Annotated in this window: 11 protein-coding genes; 7 read left to right on the top strand and 4 right to left on the bottom strand. The window is 33.8% G+C overall.

What is annotated here, in order from left to right:
• Positions 1 to 472 precede the first annotated feature (472 nt).
• Positions 473 to 1,186, top strand: a complete 714-nt coding sequence (locus J3U56_RS10315) for a helix-turn-helix domain-containing protein (RefSeq protein ID WP_267344126.1) — start codon at positions 473 to 475, stop codon at positions 1,184 to 1,186.
• A gap of 51 nt (positions 1,187 to 1,237) precedes the next feature.
• The gene (locus J3U56_RS10320; protein ID WP_267367591.1) at positions 1,238 to 2,281 is read left to right on the top strand and encodes a YdgH/BhsA/McbA-like domain containing protein; all 1,044 of its coding nucleotides are present in this window, start codon (positions 1,238 to 1,240) and stop codon (positions 2,279 to 2,281) included.
• A 101-nt stretch (positions 2,282 to 2,382) separates the two neighbouring features.
• On the opposite strand, the gene hrpA is transcribed toward J3U56_RS10320, so the two are convergent.
• Positions 2,383 to 6,261 carry an ATP-dependent RNA helicase HrpA gene (gene hrpA / locus J3U56_RS10325; RefSeq protein ID WP_267367594.1) on the bottom strand — a complete coding sequence of 1,293 codons (3,879 nt, stop codon included), beginning with the start codon at positions 6,259 to 6,261 and terminating at the stop codon, positions 2,383 to 2,385.
• Between the two features lie 74 nt (positions 6,262 to 6,335).
• Here hrpA and J3U56_RS10330 point away from each other — a divergent pair, with 74 nt between their 5' ends.
• The 4 genes from J3U56_RS10330 to J3U56_RS10345 all read left to right on the top strand — a co-directional run bounded on the left by J3U56_RS10330 (position 6,336) and on the right by J3U56_RS10345 (position 12,208).
• Positions 6,336 to 6,755 carry an META domain-containing protein gene (locus J3U56_RS10330; RefSeq protein ID WP_267344128.1) on the top strand — a complete coding sequence of 140 codons (420 nt, stop codon included), beginning with the start codon at positions 6,336 to 6,338 and terminating at the stop codon, positions 6,753 to 6,755.
• 335 nt (positions 6,756 to 7,090) lie between these two features.
• Positions 7,091 to 8,503 (top strand): pyruvate kinase PykF, encoded by a 1,413-nt coding sequence (pykF, locus tag J3U56_RS10335; RefSeq protein ID WP_267332828.1) that lies wholly within the window; start codon positions 7,091 to 7,093, stop codon positions 8,501 to 8,503.
• Between the two features lie 111 nt (positions 8,504 to 8,614).
• Positions 8,615 to 10,672 (top strand): polyphosphate kinase 1, encoded by a 2,058-nt coding sequence (gene ppk1, locus J3U56_RS10340; protein WP_267367596.1) that lies wholly within the window; start codon positions 8,615 to 8,617, stop codon positions 10,670 to 10,672.
• A 66-nt stretch (positions 10,673 to 10,738) separates the two neighbouring features.
• The gene (locus J3U56_RS10345) at positions 10,739 to 12,208 is read left to right on the top strand and encodes an exopolyphosphatase (protein WP_416379550.1); all 1,470 of its coding nucleotides are present in this window, start codon (positions 10,739 to 10,741) and stop codon (positions 12,206 to 12,208) included.
• Positions 12,209 to 12,264: 56 nt separating this feature from the next.
• Here J3U56_RS10345 and J3U56_RS10350 read toward each other — a convergent pair whose 3' ends face one another.
• The 3 genes from J3U56_RS10350 to J3U56_RS10360 all read right to left on the bottom strand — a co-directional run bounded on the left by J3U56_RS10350 (position 12,265) and on the right by J3U56_RS10360 (position 17,574).
• Complete coding sequence (locus tag J3U56_RS10350) at positions 12,265 to 13,725, bottom strand: DASS family sodium-coupled anion symporter (RefSeq protein ID WP_267332825.1); 1,461 nt, start codon at positions 13,723 to 13,725, stop codon at positions 12,265 to 12,267.
• Positions 13,726 to 13,815: 90 nt separating this feature from the next.
• Complete coding sequence (locus J3U56_RS10355; RefSeq protein WP_267367599.1) at positions 13,816 to 14,775, bottom strand: FAD:protein FMN transferase; 960 nt, start codon at positions 14,773 to 14,775, stop codon at positions 13,816 to 13,818.
• 27 nt (positions 14,776 to 14,802) lie between these two features.
• Positions 14,803 to 17,574 carry a flavocytochrome c gene (locus tag J3U56_RS10360; protein WP_267367602.1) on the bottom strand — a complete coding sequence of 924 codons (2,772 nt, stop codon included), beginning with the start codon at positions 17,572 to 17,574 and terminating at the stop codon, positions 14,803 to 14,805.
• Positions 17,575 to 18,096: 522 nt separating this feature from the next.
• On the opposite strand from J3U56_RS10360, the gene J3U56_RS10365 reads away from it, so the two are divergent.
• Positions 18,097 to 19,152, top strand: a complete 1,056-nt coding sequence (locus tag J3U56_RS10365; RefSeq protein WP_267344133.1) for a hypothetical protein — start codon at positions 18,097 to 18,099, stop codon at positions 19,150 to 19,152.
• Positions 19,153 to 19,164: the final 12 nt, after the last annotated feature.

Here is a 19,164-nt window from a genome sequence, read left to right on the forward strand (position 1 = left end):
AAAATAACATCAAAAGGTCTGGAGCTGGGGGATTAAACGATATCGAAATTGGAAATGTTATAGCACGCTTAAATTTCCAATATAATAAAGTGCGCATAATGTATATTATGTTAAATTTATTAAATTGTTATTTTATTATTAATATTTCATTTGAATGTTTAAGTTGTTGTTGATTCAAATTATAGACCTTGAGTTTTGATTATGAAATGTTACGTATATCATCTTATTTATTCAAGCTTTTGAGTCTATGCTTCTCACCTACCTAGGCTTTTAATTTAAGTTACTTTGAAGCTCATAAAAATTTATGATTTGATCTTATCGAATTTAATCAGGCACTTTTAATCGAATTTATCATTTATTTTGTTCTTTTTTAACATATAAAAAAATAATGGCTAACTGTTATATATTGTTTTATTGTAAAATATGCGATTATTATCAATTATCGAATTGGAATTAATCCTTTTAATAAAATATGCAAAGTAACTATAAGCCATTACGTTCCAAAAGTTATTCAGTCCCTTGTGAATTATGTAGTGTAGGTTCATTATGTATTCCTATGTTAGTCAATAACAAATTGCATACAGTTTTAGATCGTAAATGTTCTTATACCAAAGATCAGATCTTGATAGAAGAAAATACACCTTTCACTAAATTTTATATTATTCATTCAGGTGCTTTAAAAACTTATATCACCACCGCCGATGGTAATGAACATATTAATGGGTTTTACTTGCCAGGTGACATTGTTGGTTTAGATTCTATTTCAACAAAAGTATATAACTATACTATTAAAGCCTTAAATAATGTTGCCGTTTGTGAACTTAATTATGAAGAATTAATGTCACTTATTGAAGTCAATAAAACCGTTAGAGATATGATATTCAAGTTGTTAAGTACGGATATCTATAACTATCAGAAATTACTATTATGCTATTCCCAGAAAAAAGCGGATGAACGATTAGCATTTTTTATCTATTCATTATATAAACGCTACGAAAAACGAGGTCACACCTCTTTGAATATAAAATTATCAATGAGTAGGACTGATATTGCCAATTATTTAGGATTAACAATTGAGACAGTTAGTAGAATTTTGTCTAAGTTTCAAGAGCAAGATATATTATCAGTAAAAGGAAAATATATTTTTATCAAAAATTTAAATGCTTTAATTGTTTTGGGAAAGTAATTTATTTCATGATAAAATATTTTAAAAAGTTCATATTAAGGTTTAACAACTATGATAAGTTTAAAGAAAACTCTTATAGCAGCAACTGTGGCCATTATGCCAATGAGTTCATTTGCTGCACAACAGCTCACTGAAGAGCAAGCTAAAAATTTGCAATCATTCAAACAGATTACTGTTCGTGGTGCATTTTACACTGATAGTGATTATGTAATGGCAATGTCTAAAGCAGCAGATAAAGAAGGAGCAGCTGCTTTTTTTATTACAACAACAAATATTAGTCCTTCAAATGATACTTTGCGTATTGTTTATGCTAAATTATATAAATCAGATGCACCAAAATTAGAAGAGCCCGCTGAAAATCTTCGCAAATTTGAAGGTGTTTATGAATATCCTAAGTCTAAAGCTATTCGATTAGAACCTTTTAATATTGTTAGAATTCGTGGCTATTTTCCTAATGATTACGATGTAAATCAAGCGATTGCAAAAGAAGCCTTAGCTCAAGGTGCATATGCATTTTATATTGATTCGCGATCAGAACTTGGTAGTAATTTGCAAGTTGCTGCATATTTATTTAAAAAAGATGCGCCAGAACGAAAATTACAACCTGAAAATGCTATTCCTTATGATTCAGAAGCTGGGCAACTTGCCTTAGCTCAAGGTGGTGAAGCTGCAATGCAAGTTGAAAAACCAGGCTATTATTCACCATCAGCATTTAACGAAAAATTCTATGCCGAAAAATTCCACAATAAAGTTATTGATAAAACCGCTAAACCAAGCAACACTAGCACAGTGAGTGGTACATCAACAACAGAAGCTGCAACCGCAGATGCAGCAAATGCACCACAACGAGCAAGCCGTTACACTGTCACTTTGCCAGATGGCCGCAAAATTCAAGAACTCAATGATGCAACTGCGGCGAAGATGGTTGCATATGATACCGTGAAGTTTAGAGGATATTATCCAACCGATCAGGAAATCTCGTATCAAGCGGGTAAACGTGCTATTGATGCTGGCGCTAAATATTATCATATTGCTCGCATCGCTCAAGATGCTAACGGACCAAATATCACAGTATTTGTTGATCTTTATCGATAATAACAGTATTGGGCGCTTTGGCGCCCTACTTTTTCAACTCTTCCTACCTTAATTTAAATCGGATTAATCAGCGTTCATATTTAAATTCAACACTATAAAAATTATAATTCCGATTTAACTAATTCAATTTGTTGTTTTATTCGTTTTGATGAAATTGGATATGGTGTACCTAGCTGCTGAGCAAATAGATTAACTCGCAACTCTTCAATCATCCAACGTATATCTTTCACATTATCTTGCAATCTTTGATTTTCAGGCAAAGTAGTTAGCCAACTTTCGTATTGATTTTTAACTTCTTCAACAATGTTCATGGCTTGTCTATCTTTATTTGGATTAACTGTTAATTTTTCGATACGTTTTTCGATTGCTGATAAATAGCGATAGAGATCAGATAATTTTTTATAACCTGTTTTAGATACAAACCCTTTATAAATCAGTCCATCGATTTGTTGTTTTATATCTGATAATGCAAAAACTAAAGACAAGTCAACTCGCCCTTTAAGCTTTTTATTAATACTGAAATGTAAAGTTAAAATTGATTCAACTTGCTTGGCGATATGATAGACATATTCATTCACATTAGCTTTGGTATAATTCAATAATTGCTGGTACTGTTCTTGGTTTTGGACAAATTGATTATTTTTGTCTATCAACTCATCAATTGCACAAGCAATACAATCATCGATTAAACTTAATACAGTGCCAAACGAATTAAAATAAAGACCTAATTTAGATTTATTGGGTAATTTTTCGTGTAAATACTTTATCGGTGAAGGAATATTTAACAACAACAAACGCCTTAATCCCAATTTACTTAATCGTTGTTGTTCTTCGTAACTATCCACTAGATTTATACTTACCGATGTCTGATTATCAACAATTGCGGGATAAGCTTTAATCGTGTAATTTTTTTGTTGTCCCTCATAAATAGTGGGTAGTGTTCCAAAATTCCAATCGATAATATTCTTTTTTTCTATTAAATCAGTTTTTTTAGTATTTATATTCGACAAAGCATGCTGTATTTGTGCTTTAAGTTGTTCTTTAAGCTGAACCAAATCTTTACCTGCGGCTAATTCTTTATTATTGATATCAATAATAGCAAAGGTCATTTTTAAATAATCAGGAATTTGATTTAACTGCCAGTCTTCATTGAGTATTTTTACACCTGTCATTTTTTTAAATTCACTTTGTAAACTTTCAAGTAAAGGAATGTCAGTTGAACTCACCCTACTTAAGAATGCATCAGCATAATTTGGAGCAGGAACCAGACTTTTACGTAGTGATTTGGGTAATGACTTGATTAATGCTATAACTAATTCTTTCCTAAAACCTGGTACTTGCCATTCAAATCCTCTATTTTTAATTTGATTAAGTGCATCGATAGGAATTTCAACTGTGACGCCGTCACGTTTATTGCCAATGTCAAAATGATAACTTAATGGTAATTTGAAGTTGCCTTGTTGCCAAAAGTCAGGAAACTCATTAAGGTTAACTTGTTGAGCACAATGATTAATCAACATATTTTTTTCAAAATTCAGCAAATCCGGATCTGACTTTTGTTTTTGTTTCCACCATGAATCAAAATGCTTGGCCGAAATAACAGACTGATCAATTCTATGATTATAAAAATCAAATAATTCTTGATCATCAATTAAAATATCTTGTCGACGAGACTTATGTTCTAAATCTTCGACTTCTTTAATCAGCTTTTGATTTTGTATAAAAAAACGATAATTTGTCTGCCAATCGCCTTCTACCAGTGCATGCCTAATAAATAAAGTTCGGCTTAAATCAGGATCGATTTTGCTATAGTTTATGACTCTATTAATGACAATTGGCAAACCAAATAATGTTGCCTTTTCATTGGCGATGGCAACCCCTTGTTTTTTTGACCATCTAGGCTCACTATAGCTATACTTAAGCAAATGTTTAGCCAAAGGCTCGATCCATTCAACGTCGATTTTTGCCACTATCCTACCCCACAAACGACTGGTTTCGACAAGTTCGCTTGCAATACACCACTTAGGCTGATTTTTAAATAATGTTGAATTCGGAAATAAAGCAAATTTAATATTGCGAGCACCTATATATTCGTGCTTTTCAAGTTCTTTCATCCCAATATGTGATAGTAAGCCGCTTATTAACGCTAGATGTACGGAACGATAATCAGCAGGTTGACTATTTATTGGAAAAGTTAATTGCTTGATTGTTTGTCTAATTTGAGTATAAACATCTTGCCACTCTCGAATACGAAGATAATTTAAATACTCTTTTTGACATAATCGTCGAAATTGATTTCCTGAAAGTTGGTTTTGTTGTTCTTCAATATAATGCCAGAGATTAATGAAAGAAATAAAATCTGATTGCTTATCGGTGAACCGTCTATGCTTCTCATCGGACGCTTGCTGTTTATCAAAAGGACGCTCTCTCGGATCTTGAATAGATAAAGCTGCAGTTATGATCATAATCTCTTTAGTGCAGCCCGATCGCCTTGCTTCAACCAACATCCTCGCTAATCTTGGATCAATTGGCAGTTGTGCTAATATTTTTCCTATTTCGGTCAAACGATATTGATGATGATGAGCGTTAATTGCACCAAGTTCCTCTAATAATCGAATCCCATCACGAATATATTTAGAGTCCGGTGCTTGAACAAATGGAAAGGCAGCGATATCACCCAATCCTAAGGCGGTCATTTGCAAAATAACAGAGGCCAGATTGGTACGCAAAATTTCTGGTTCGGTAAATTCTGGACGAGATAAAAAATCTTGTTCATCATATAAACGAATACATATCCCATCAGAGGTACGACCACAACGCCCTTTTCGTTGATTAGCCGATGCTTGCGAAATCGGCTCGATCGGTAATCGTTGAACTTTAGTTCTGTAACTATAACGGCTTATTCTCGCCAAACCAGGATCGATGACATATTTAATTCCGGGTAAAGTTAATGATGTTTCTGCCACATTGGTTGAAAGAATAATGCGTCGCTGAGTATGCGATTGGAAAATACGATTTTGTTCAGAAGCAGATAACCTAGCATACAAAGGTAAAATCTCAGTATGACGTAAATCTAGTTTATTTAATGTATCGGCCAGATCACGAATCTCACGTTCACCAGTTAAAAACACTAAAATATCGCCATGACTTTCAGCAGACAGCTCATCAATTGCATCAACGATAGGTTGAAAATCATTACTACTTTCATTGTCATTATCTGAATCACGAATCGCAACTTGTGGGCGATATCTCACCTCAACAGGATAAGTTCTACCTGATACTTCAATAATTGGCGCACAATTAAAATGCTGAGAAAATCGCTCAACATCTATTGTTGCTGATGTAATAATCACTTTTAAATCAGGGCGTTTAGGTAATAATTGTTTCAAATAACCAAGAATAAAATCGATATTTAAACTGCGTTCATGTGCTTCATCAATAATAATGGTGTCATAATTTAATAGTAATTTATCTTGCTGTATTTCGGCCAGTAAAATACCATCAGTCATTAATTTGATTAAAGTGTTATCACTAACATGATCAGAGAATCTCACTTTATAACCGACTAATTGCCCTATTTCAGTGCTTAACTCTTCCGCAATACGATTAGCAACCGAACGAGCAGCTAATCGTCTAGGTTGAGTGTGTCCAATAAAACCTTTTACACCTAAACCAAGTTCTAAACAAATTTTTGGAATTTGTGTGGTTTTACCTGATCCTGTTTCGCCTGCAATAATCACAACTTGATGATTTTTTATAGCTTGATAAATTGCTTGTTTTTTGTCAACAACAGGTAAATGTTGAGGATAACTAATTTGCTTCGGCAAAGATTGCAATTTAGTTTGGTAATGATCAACAGCTTGCAAAATAGCAGCATTAATTTTTAATGAATCAGCTTTGGTACGTGACAGTTTTATTATTTTTTGTTTATCACTTAAAGTCGTTGATTCGAGAAGTTTGAATTGTTGTTGAGATAACATAAAGTGTCAAGTATATTAGTAAACAATTATAATTATGTCATTATAGCAAAATTTACTTATTATTAGGAGTTGGTATGAAAAAAACGATTGGCTATATCTCTTTGCTCACAGCTTTTTTCACTTTATCTGGATGTGGGGAGTCAGGCAAAATTAAAGATACAGATTTAATGCATCATCATTTTGTGTTGATTAAAGCCAATGGTCAAGACGTTGCTTTAGATAAACAAGCCGACTTAGAATTTGGTGAAAAGATGACAATAACAGGAAAAATGTGCAACCAATTTTCTGGTCAGGTTACGTTAAAAAATGATGAAATTAAAGGTGTTGGCGTTGCTATGACAAAAATGCTTTGTAATGATGACCAACTTGATAAATTGGATATTGTGATAGATCAACTGATTAGTAATGGCGCTAAAGTTGAATTGACAAATAATCAACTTATTTTAAAAAATAAAGATAACGAACTTATCTATCAAGTCAAAGAATGGATGTGACACAAACTCCATAGTTTATCTTAAAACACTTGAGGTATTTAATTTTACATAAGGTTTTAAGGTAACTAAGTTGTAAAAAGAGAAGACACATATCACGATAAAAAGCTTTATTTTAACAATAGTTAAGAATATAATGACCACAGTTTTTTAAGGGTCACACTTTGATGAAAATAATCAATTCTTCAAATAATTTATTTAAATTGAGTAACCATATTGCAGTTACTCATTTCCCTTTACCTATCATTCCCATCAATGTACTGACATTGATTTTTTTTTATTTAAAAACAGTTTATTTAAAATTTTAACTTCAACCTTAACAACTAGTAGATAATATTATGAAAAAGACAAAAATCGTTTGCACCATTGGTCCTAAATCTGAATCAAAAGAGATGTTAGCAAAATTATTAAAAGCAGGCATGAATGTTATGCGTTTAAACTTCTCTCATGGTGATTATGAAGAGCATGGTAATCGAATCAAAAATTTACGAGAAGTGATGCAAGAAACAGGTTTAAAAGCCGCTATAATGCTAGATACCAAAGGTCCAGAAATTCGTACCATTAAATTAGAAGGTGGCAATGATGTTTCACTTGTGGCAGGTCAAACTTTTACCTTCACAACTGATGAAACCGTCATTGGTAATGCTGAGCGTGTAGCCGTAACTTATAAAGGCTTTGCACATGACTTAAAACCAGGTAATCGCGTTTTAGTCGATGATGGCTTAATTGCTATGGATGTAAAAGAAATTAAAGGCAACGAAGTTATTTGTACTGTTTTGAACAATGGTGATTTAGGTGAAAACAAAGGTATTAATTTACCAGGCGTTTCTATTAAATTACCTGCTCTAGCAGAAAAAGACAAAAATGACCTTATTTTTGGTTGTGAACAAGGTGTTGACTTTATCGCAGCTTCTTTTATTCGTAAGCGTTCTGATGTAGAAGATATTAGAGCTCACTTAAAAACTCATGGTGGAGAAGATATTAAGATTATTTCTAAAATTGAAAACCAAGAAGGTTTAGACAATTTTGATGAAATTCTGGAAGCTTCTGACGGTATCATGGTTGCACGTGGTGACTTAGGCGTTGAAATCGCGGTTGAAGAAGTTATTTTTGCCCAAAAAATGATGATTAAAAAATGTAATAGAGCATCGAAACCTGTAATTACTGCGACACAAATGCTTGATTCAATGATCAAAAATCCTCGCCCTACTCGTGCTGAAGCGGGTGACGTGGCAAATGCAATCATTGATGGAACTGATGCGGTAATGCTATCTGGTGAAAGTGCTAAAGGTAAATATCCATTAGAAACCGTCAACGTCATGGCAACTATTTGTAAACGTACCGATGGCACGATTCCTGCTTCGTTAGAATTAACTGCTAAAGAAGAAAAATTACGTATTACAGCAGCTGTTTGTTGTGGTGCGGTTGAAATTGCAGAACGTTTAAATGTACCATTGATCGTTGTAGCAACACGTAGTGGTAAATCAGCACGTGAAGTTCGTCATTATTTCCCTAGAGCACGTATTTTAGCACTGTCTTCTAGCCAAAAAACAGTGAACCAATTAGCACTATCAAAAGGTGTTGAGCCAATTTTAATTGATGCAATTAATTCTACTGATGATTTCTACCGATTAGGTAAAGAAATGGCGGTAAAAGTTTGCGGTTTACAACAAGGTGATACGATTGTAATGGTATCAGGTGCATTGGTACCAAGTGGGACAACTAATACAACTTCTGTACATCGTATTTAATCCACTTAAGGGTTATTAACTTAATTATAAAAAGCTAGCTAGATGCTAGCTTTTTTTTTATCTTAAGTTATCCTGTTATCATTAAAATTAATAAATTGTAAGAGATAAAAAATGCCTGAAGAGAAAGTATATACACCTAAAGAACTGAGTTGGTTATCCTTTAATCAACGAGTCTTACAAGAAGCAGCGGATAAAAATAATCCTCTGATTGAAAGAATTCGATTTTTAGGCATATATTCGAGTAATCTTGATGAATTTTATAAAGTACAATTTGCTAATTTAAAAAAATATGTGTTAATTGAACAAGAACAAGCCCAAACCTCATCCAATGCAAAACAACTGTTACGACAAGTTAATCAAAAAGTTATTCAATTAGAACAACAGTTCGATCAGCTCTATAATGAATTATTACTTGAAATGGCAAGAAATCAGATCTTTTTGATCAATGAAAGGCAATTAACCTCGTATCAAGAAAATTGGATAAAAAATTATTATAAACAGAATTTACGCCAGTACATTACGCCAATTTTGTTAGATAGTCATACTGAATTAATTCAGTTTTTAAAGGACGATCATGCTTACTTAGCTGTTGAGATAATTTGTGAAAATAGCATAAGCTATGCATTACTCGAATTACCGACAGACAATGTGTCACGTTTTGTCTTACTTCCGTCTGAAGTTTCAACAAAAAATAAATCAATCATATTTTTAGATAATATTCTGCGTTATTGCTTATCCGAAATTTTTAAAGTATTTTTTGATGCCAAGGAACTTAATGCTTATTCAATCAATATTAATCGTGATGCCGAGTATGAATTGAATACTGAATTAGATAGCTTACTCGAGCTCATGTCACAAGGATTAAAGCAACGTTTAACTGCCCAACCAGTAAGATTTACTTATCAAAAAGACATGCCTAAAGCACTATTTGAATTATTGATAAATAAATTACGATTAACTGAACAAGATGCAATGCCTGGTGGACGTTACCCTAATTTTAAGGATTTAGTCAAATTTCCAGATCTTGGCGTAAAAAATTTGTTGAATAAACGATTGCCAAGTCTTGCCTATAATCGATTTAAAAAGTTCAGAAATGCTTTTGCAGCTATCAAAGACCGCGATGTTCTACTCTACTACCCTTATTATTCATTTGGCCATGTACTTGAAATTATGCGTCAAGCTTCTTTTGATCCAGCTGTAACACATATTCGAATGAATATTTATCGGGTAGCGAAAGATTCTCGTTTTATTCATGCAGCAATTAATGCAGCTAATAACGGTAAGAAAGTCACTGTAGTCGTTGAGTTACAAGCGCGTTTTGATGAAGAAGCAAACATTAAATGGGCTAAAAGATTAATTAGTAGTGGAATTAAAGTTATTTATTCACAACCAAAATTAAAAATTCATGCGAAATTATTTTTAATTGATCGTAAAGAAAATGACGAAATTGTTCGATATGCCCATATTGGCTCTGGTAATTTTAATGAAAGAACGGCTAGAATTTATACTGATTTTTCACTGCTCACCGCCGATCCTGCCATAACAGATGAAGTGAGAAAAGTTTTCAATTTTATTGAAAATCCATTTAAACCCGTCTCTTTCAATTATCTGCTTGTTTCGCCTCAAAACACACGTTTGCGGTTCCATGAATTTATTGAACGAGAAATCAATCATGCAAAATCAGGAAAAAATGCCGCTATTTATCTAAAACTTAATGCAATAACCGATAAAGAAATGATCGATGCACTTTATCGTGCTTCATGTGCAGGAGTCAAAATTAGGATGATCGTACGTGGAACTTGCGTTTTAGTTCCTCAAATTGCAAATCTGAGCGAAAATATCTATGTAACGAGTATTGTGGATCAGTTTTTAGAACATGCTCGGGTTTATATCTTTGAAAATGAGGGTAAAAAAGATACATTTATCTCTTCTGCTGACTGGATGCCAAGAAATCTGGATAATCGCATAGAAGTCGGCGTTAAAATTTTCGATCCTATTTTAAGATCAACTATCCATGATATTTTTAATATTCAATGTAATGATAATGTTAAAGCCCGTGTAATTGATAAAGATAATATGAATAATTATGTACAACGAGGCAATAAGAAAAAAATTAGAGCTCAACATGCAATTTATGATTATTTAAAACAATTAGAAACACATGAATAAGGAATTCAAACAGTGAATAAATTCAATGAATATGCGGTTCTTGACCTAGGATCAAATAGTTTTCATATGGTTATTGCGCGCTGTATTGATGGTGCAACTCAAATTATTTATAAAAATAAAAAAAATATTCATTTAGCAACAGGCTTAAATGATAAAAATGAGCTAAGTGAATCAAGTATCAGTCGTGGTGTGGAATGCCTTGCTTTATTTGCAGAGCGGTTAAATGGTTTTCCTGTTGAAAACGTGAGAATTGTTGCCACACATACGTTACGTATTGCTAAAAATAGACAAAAGTTTTTAACTGCAGCTGCTAAAGTTTTACCCTATCCTGTTGAAATTATCTCAGGCCAAGAAGAAGCGCGTTTGATTTATTTAGGCGCCATGAGTTCTGAATCCACCTCTGAATTTGATACTAAATTTGTTATTGATATTGGCGGAGGATCGACAGAGATCGCTATAGGTAAAGGCAATGATCTTAAACCTTCGATAGTCGCCAGTCGTCCTATGGGATGTGTTACTTACACTAAACAATTTTTTCCAAATAAGATAATTGATAAAGCTTCATTTCAACGAGCAAAACTCGCAGCAACGCAGCAAATTGAAAACATTATAAATACGATAAAAAAACAAAATATTAGTGTCGCTTTTGGTACCTCCGGTACAATTAAAAGTATATATAAAATATTACTCGATATTGGTGTTAGCGACGGAATTATCACACCAAAACGTTTGGACGACTTAGTTAGCTATGTCCTAGAATTTAAATCTTTTCAGGATATCGATTTTCCATCTCTTTCAGATGAACGAAAAAAAGTGTTTGTTAGTGGTTTAGCAATATTTAGCGGTATTTTTGATGCATTAGAATTGCAAGCATTGCACTATTGTCCTTTTGCACTACGTGAAGGTGTTTTATATGAGCTAATTGATGGACCCAATTACCGTGATATTAGAGAAACGACAGCAGAATCATTATCGCAACACTATAATATTGATGAGCGCCATGCAAAACAAATTGTAAAAACGTCCAAACATCTATTTTCGCAATGGAAAAAGCAAGCCTTGATGATTATACCAACCAATGTTGAAGCAATTTTATATTGGGCCGCGCAGTTACACGAAGTGGGATTAAAAATTAATTTCTCTTCAATTCATAAACATTCAAGCTATATACTGCAAAATAGCAATCTGCCAGGATTTAATGAAGAACAACAACTACTTTTATCAACGCTGGTACGTTACCACAGAAAGTCAATTAATATTGATGATTTACCCTATTTTAGCCTTTTTGAATATAAACATATTGTTTCATTGTTACAAATTTTAAGGCTTTCAATTTTAATTAATAATCAACGTAATAATGATCTTAATGTAGAGGCTTTTCGTTTAAAGCTTACAAAAGATAAACTAACCCATATCATCTTAGAAGTTGATCAACAATTTATTGAAAATAATAAGCTTATATTGCTTGATTTAGAACAAGAGCAAAAATATTGGAAATCAGTCAATGATTGGGATTTATCCATTGAAACGTTTTGAAAGATAAACCCTATAACTTACCGCCAGATATGACTGGCGGTCATAATATAACGTGATTAACCTAATCCAATGATCTTCCACCATAAAATACCGATGGTAAAGACAATAATTAAATTTACAACACTACATATAAAGCCCACTTTCCACCATGTTTTTACTGGCACAAAACCTTCAGCAAAGAGTAAAGGATTTCTCGCATTAGCAAATTGTGTAATTGAACCAAAGTAATTAGTACAAATCACAAGAGCAAAAATGGCAATCATTTGTGGTACGCCCAGTGCAATAGCAACTGACAGAAAAACAGGGAATAAAGCTGCAATATGTGCATTTCCACTTGCAAAAAAGTAGTGTAGATAAACATAAGCCACACATAAAATGATTATCACAAATACCCAGCTACTATCACCTAAATGACCTTTTACTGCATTACCAATGGTGTCACCTAACCATTTAGTTACACCAAGTTTATTAACTTGGCCGGCCATCATCAATAATGCAGCAAACCAAATTAAAGTATCCCATGCTGCTTTCTCTCCTTTTATATCATCCCAACTGAGAACACCGGATAAAATCAAAATAGACAAGCCGATAAATGCAGTGGTTGTTGAGTCAATACCAAAATTACTGCCAAAAATCCAAAGGCATAACAATAATATAACAGTGCAGCCCATGATAATTTCTTTTCTTGAAACCGTCCCCATTTTTTTTAGTTCTTCAACAGCCAAAGTCGGCGCTTCTGGCGTTTTTTTCAGTTCAGGGTTAGTTAAAAAATAGATAACTAATGGAATAACAACAAACGAAACTAAACAAGGTACAATCGCTGCTACAAACCATTGCCCCCAGCCTAAAGTGATACCTAGTGACGTTGTCACTAATTTAGCGGCTAACAAATTTCCTGTAAAAGCTGTTAAAAACATAGCAGAAGTGATGTCGTTAACATGGCTAATAGTTAACATCAAAAAAGTACCTATGCGGTTTCTTGATTCATCTTTTGGGTTTGAATTAAAATTAATCGCCAGCGCTTCAGCTATTGGATATATAACGCCTCCAGCTCTAGCTGTGGTACTTGGAATAGCCGGCGCTAAAGCCATATCTGTTACTGATAAACCATAAGCTAAACCAAGCGTATTTTTACCTAAAATTTTAACAAGATAGTAAGCAATGCGTCTACTCAGTCCTGTTTTAATAAATCCACGGGCAATCATAAAGGCAATAACAATAAGCCAAATTAGGCTACTATTTAATTCACTTAACGATATTTTTATCGATTCTGCCGCAGACATAGCCCCTGAAGGTCTTAATACTGCAAAAACCGTAATAGCCAATAAACCAATGGCACCAATAGGCATAATTTCAGCAACAATGCAGGCAATGGTTGCGACAAAAATAATACTTGTTCGCCACCCTTCTATACTGATACCCTGCGGGGGGGATACCAATAACCATAATATTGCTGATAGCGCAGCAATAATTATTAAAGGTAACCATTTTACTGGTGGCTTATTTATTGTATTCATGGGATTTTTCCTTTTTTAATTTTAAAATTTCATGATCTAATTCTTAACAAACATTAAATTCAACATTCAATAATCATTTCAATTGAGGCATTAACGCATTACATATTGATGATTCGTTAATTCAAAAGCAAAATTGTGGGGATTAGCTAACTTTATCGTTTTATTTTTTAATAAAAAAATTGCTGATAAATTGCGGTGTTTTTGTAAATATTTATGAGCACGCTCATAGCCTAATCCATATAAAAGCGTTGAAAATAAATCCCCTTCAAGAGACGTATCAGAAATAATTGTGATACTTTCTAATTCGTTATTCAAAGGATACCCCGTTGAAGAATCCAAAATATGATGATAGAGAGTATCTTTGTGTACAAAATAGCGTTCATATATACCTGATGTCACAACAGATTTGTTTATTACCTTCAAAAAACCGACTAATTCATCATTGTTAGAGAAAGGTTTTCTTAATCCTATATGCCAAAAACCTTCGGCATTTGCCGGTGATTGATTTAAAGCCACAACATTGCCGCCTAAATTGATAATCGCTTGATTGATTCCATTTTGTAGCAAAATGGCTTTTACAATATCGGCAATATAGCCTTTTGCGATAGCGCCCATATCGATTTCCATGCCTTTTTTTTTCAAAAAAACAGTTTGTTTTTCAACATTGAGTTCAATATCTTGTGGATCGATTAATAAGCGCTTTTCATCAATTTGTTGTTGGCTGGGTGGAAATCTGCCATTAAATCCTATTTTCCATAACTTAACTAATGGCCCAATAGCGACATTAAAACAGCTACCGGGCATTAAACTGACATCTTTAGCTTGTGCAATTAAGGAAAAAATACTATGACTCACTTTAACAGGTTGTTGACCCGCAGCCAAATTAACAGACATCACCTCAGATACAGGGCGATTAACGGTTAACTTACTTTCAAGCACTTTTATTAACTCAAATATTTTATGAGCAACGTTTTCATTAGGTTCACAAAGTATTAATGAAACCGTTGTGCCTAATAAATTTTGCACATATTCATAGCTTGAATTAACCATGCTAAATATACCCTAAGTATAAAACAATCACTGATGAATATAATCTGTTGCTATTTTTCCAGCTTGCATACCAAATATGATAATATCAGCAACAGCATTACCACCTATTCGATTAGCTCCGTGTACGCCACCAACAACCTCACCAGCAGCAAATACACCTTTTATAACGTGATGTTCGACATCTAATACTTGTGTTTGGGTATTTATCGTTACGCCCCCCATAGTATGATGCACACCGGGTGCGATTTTTATTGCATAAAATGGCGCAGTATTAATAGGATGACGCATACCCGTTGTTCGTCCAAAATCTTCATCGTGTTGATTTGAAACAAATTGATTATAACGTTCTATGGTTTTAGTTAATGAATCAACATTAATTGATAATTTTTGCGCTAATTCATTAATGCTGCTAGCTTGAATAACCAAATCATGCGATATGTATTCTTCAACAGACTTGTTTTCATCACGCACTTTTTGATCAAATAAAATATAAGCATAGTGTTGAGGCAAATTGATGATCTCGGCAGACACTTTATCTCGCGTATCCAATTCATTAACAAAACGCTCACCATTTTGTGATACTAAAATTGCACCGCCACCTCGAATAGATTCCGAAATGAGATACGATGTTGTTTGTTCAACAGTTGGATGAATTTGAATTTCTTTCATATCCACTGTCCCTGCACCAAGTTTTTCTAAAATCATAATACCTGAACCGGTAGCACCTTTATGGTTCGTTGTCACAAATCCTTTAAGATCTGGACGATATTTTTCGACCATTTCACGATTTGCACTAAATCCACCCGTTGCAATTATCACCGCTTTAGCTTTTATGGTTTGAATAGTTCCATCGTCATCAACCGCTTTAATACCCATCACTTTATTATTTTCGGTAATAATTTCAGTTACATTCGTGTCTAATAAAACTTCAATGCCTCGTTTGTTAATGTTTTTAACTAAACCACTAATCAAAAATCCCCCTACAGCAGCCCCACTTTCAGGTCGATGGGTACGATCAACACTCATGCCACCAGTTGTTGTAATACCACTAAGTTCAATACCATTATCATCCAACCAATCAATAGCCTCAGGTGCATTTTCAACAAAATAACGCAATAATTCTGGATTATTTTTGTTTTTACCGCCAATCAACGTCTCTTTATAAAAAAGTTCTTTACTATCGACAATACCTTTTAGTTTTTGGAACTTAGTTTCTGCTGCATTCATTCCGGCGGAGGCTTTATTGGTATTACCACCAATAACAGACATTTTTTCAACAATCACAACATTTGCGCCTAAATCATGAGCTCGTATGGCTGCCGCAAGTCCCGCTCCACCACTACCAACGACAACAATATCATAAGCTTTATCATTTGGATCACCGCCTTCAGCCACTATCGCAGCTTTATTTGATTTAGCCATAGCTTTGGTTACCGCTTTTTTAAATGCTTCACATTGCGATGTTGCGCCAGAAATAGCATCGACAAAAGGACTATTGGCTTCAATGATGCGATGTTTAATTTCGGAAAAATGAGTTATAACTTCATTATCAAATTCATTAGCATTAACTAATTGCATGTCTTTGATAAAATCTTTGGCCAATTCTACATTAATGACAAATTCATATGATTCATCGTTCACTTTCTCTTGGTAATCACCTGGTTTAAATTTTTTTACACTTAAATTAACATCTCGAATTAAACTTTCAACCAAAGAGAAATGCCATAAAGGTTCTGGAATTTTAAGGGCTTCTCGCTTATCACTGTTGATAACTAGCTCAAGTTTTTCACCTTTTTCAATTCTGCTTACCCAATCAGGATATGCAATACAAGCTCGTCCAACTGCAACTAAATCATAACCGTTTTCTAACGCGGCATCGATATCGGTTTGATTTACTACGTTTCCCACACCTACAACAGGAATTTTTGCTAATGTTTCAGAACGCATTGCAACATATTTTCGAATTAATGGCGTAGGATCTTGGGTATCGACAATAGACGGTCTAAGAATTGCTCCCATTGAAAAATGAATGTAATCCAATCCTTTTTCGGCCAATTTCTCAAGTAGATACATCGTGTCATCAAAACGAATGCCAGGAACTTCTAATTCTTCAGGTGAAAAACGATAACCAATAATGAAATTAGAATTTGCGTATTGTTTAACCATGCTATGAGTAATATCTAAAATGGCTAAAGGAAATCTAGTTCGGTTATCACGGCTTCCACCCCATTTATCATTTCGTTGATTTGAATTAGGTGAATAAAACTGTTGTATCAAATAAGTATTGGCACCATGGATTTCGACACCATCAAATCCAGCCTGAATAGCACGCCGCACGGCTTGACCAAACTTATCAATCATATGCTCAACTTCATCACTCGTTAATTCAATTGGAGTTGCGGCACCGGGTCTTGGCGCTGCAATAGCACTCGGACCGACAGGTAGCTGGCCACCGATTAATTTAGGTTCAACCATTCGACCGCCATGATAAACCTGTATAATAGCTTTCGATCCTTTAGATTTGATCGCCTCAGCTATTTTAGCTAATCCTTCAATTTTATCGTCACTATCTAAACCAATTGCACCTGGGAAAGCCAAACCTTTATCATCAACAAAACCACATTCAACAATAATAGTGCCAATATCACCCGCTCTAACTTGATAATATTCAATTAAATCATGCGTTACCGATCCTTCATGAAAACCTGAACAAGTAGTCATTGGTGCCATCATTATGCGATTTTTTAATTCAACCCCATTGGGCAAAATAAAAGGTTTAAAAGTATTTTCGTTTCTCATCGTTAGTTACCTAATAATTACTTAAATTGATTTGTTACTGGTAATAATATCATTACTGATAACTGTTCTCCAATTACAATGGTCTGATCAGTTATGTCAGTATCATTTTTTCGACAAAAATTATTCAATTTTATTAATAGCTTATAAGAGCTTATTATTCAGAATAATTAGAAATTGCTTTTTTTGACAGTTAAATAGTTATAGTAGTGTATATAATTTAATTACTTGTCTCAAAAAAAACACTATAACTATTTCATTTACTTAGATATTTTTTCTTGTTTTTGGCTTGTGCTTTATTTTAATTCAGCTACAATGCCAAGCAACTCATATAAAAAGGAATGTATAAATGTTAGTGGTCCAGATACCCAAACAGAACGAAAAACTAAATCTTCATTCTTTTTTAATTACAATTATTAATCCTCCTTTATGGAGGATTTTTTATTTTAAGCATCTCTTAAATTTATTTTCCTCAACCATTATAAACCAAATTGATTTTAAGAACACACATAAATAGGAGCTGATATGACCGCCTTAATCCCTTTTTATAATCCGAACATCAGTTATGAAGATAATTATGCTCAAGGACCTTTTGGACTTTTTGCCGAATTGGACAAAGCAGAACACGTGCCGACTAAACAAACTAAATTCTTAAATGTTAATGTTAACCTACCTTTCGGTCAGCCTGCTGGACCTTTATTGAATGCCAATTATATTAAAGCTGCTTTTGCTTATGGATTCGATTTATGTGTATATAAAACAGTTAGAACAAAATTCCATAAATGCCATCCGTTACCAAATGTTTTATCAGTTCATCCTACAGGAAAATTATCAAGTAATCTTGATACTGTTTTAGCTGATACTAATTATCAACAACCTTTATCGATTACTAACTCCTTTGGCGTGCCCTCTTTTGCGCCAGATATTTGGCAGCCTGACATGGCTGATGCGGTAAATTCAGCGGGACAGGGTCAATGCGTTATTGGTAGTTTTCAAGGTACACAAGGTCAAGGTGAAATTGAAAAAGATTATGCTTTAGCTGCAAAATTAGTAAGAGAAACCAATGCACCAATACTCGAAGCAAACTTGAGTTGCCCAAATGAAGGGGCAAGTAAATTACTGTGCTTTGATGTTGATAAAGTTGAACGTATCGTTAATGAAATTAAAACAGCAGTACCAGATCGCCCACTTATCTTAAAACTAGCTTATTTTCCTGATGATGAAAGAATTGTTTCTTTATTAACGCGTGTTGGTTCTATTATCGACGGTTTAAGTACAATTAACACGTTATCCGCTAAACCAGTTGATGCCAAAGGTCATCCGGCTTTAGGTGATAATCGAAAAGAAGGAGGAATCTGTGGTGATGCAATTCGTTGGGCGGGTTTAGATATGGTGAGTCGTTTAGCTAAATATCGTAAACAGATGGATTTAAAATTTAGCATCATTGGCGTTGGTGGGGTTAGCAATAGTGAACATTATAATGAGTTGTTAAACGTTGGAGCTGATGCAGTAATGAGTGCTACTGGTGCTATGTGGAATCCTTTGTTAGCAATCGAAATTAAAAAGAGTCTGCAAAAATAACCATTAACTTGC

It is taken from the genome of Gilliamella sp. B2824 (assembly GCF_026536245.1).
GTDB lineage: Bacteria > Pseudomonadota > Gammaproteobacteria > Enterobacterales > Orbaceae > Gilliamella.

Bases quoted from the DNA above. Each gene is read 5' to 3' on its own strand.
- hrpA (WP_267367594.1), bottom strand. From the start codon at position 6,261: ATGTTATCTCAACAACAATTCAAACTTCTCGAATCAACGACTTTAAGT.
- J3U56_RS10350 (WP_267332825.1), bottom strand. From the start codon at position 13,725: ATGAATACAATAAATAAGCCACCAGTAAAATGGTTACCTTTAATAATT.
- ppk1 (WP_267367596.1), top strand. From the start codon at position 8,615: ATGCCTGAAGAGAAAGTATATACACCTAAAGAACTGAGTTGGTTATCC.
- J3U56_RS10365 (WP_267344133.1), top strand. From the start codon at position 18,097: ATGACCGCCTTAATCCCTTTTTATAATCCGAACATCAGTTATGAAGAT.
- J3U56_RS10320 (WP_267367591.1), top strand. From the start codon at position 1,238: ATGATAAGTTTAAAGAAAACTCTTATAGCAGCAACTGTGGCCATTATG.
- J3U56_RS10355 (WP_267367599.1), bottom strand. From the start codon at position 14,775: ATGGTTAATTCAAGCTATGAATATGTGCAAAATTTATTAGGCACAACG.
- J3U56_RS10315 (WP_267344126.1), top strand. From the start codon at position 473: ATGCAAAGTAACTATAAGCCATTACGTTCCAAAAGTTATTCAGTCCCT.
- pykF (WP_267332828.1), top strand. From the start codon at position 7,091: ATGAAAAAGACAAAAATCGTTTGCACCATTGGTCCTAAATCTGAATCA.
- J3U56_RS10345 (WP_416379550.1), top strand. From the start codon at position 10,739: ATGGTTATTGCGCGCTGTATTGATGGTGCAACTCAAATTATTTATAAA.
- J3U56_RS10330 (WP_267344128.1), top strand. From the start codon at position 6,336: ATGAAAAAAACGATTGGCTATATCTCTTTGCTCACAGCTTTTTTCACT.
- J3U56_RS10360 (WP_267367602.1), bottom strand. From the start codon at position 17,574: ATGAGAAACGAAAATACTTTTAAACCTTTTATTTTGCCCAATGGGGTT.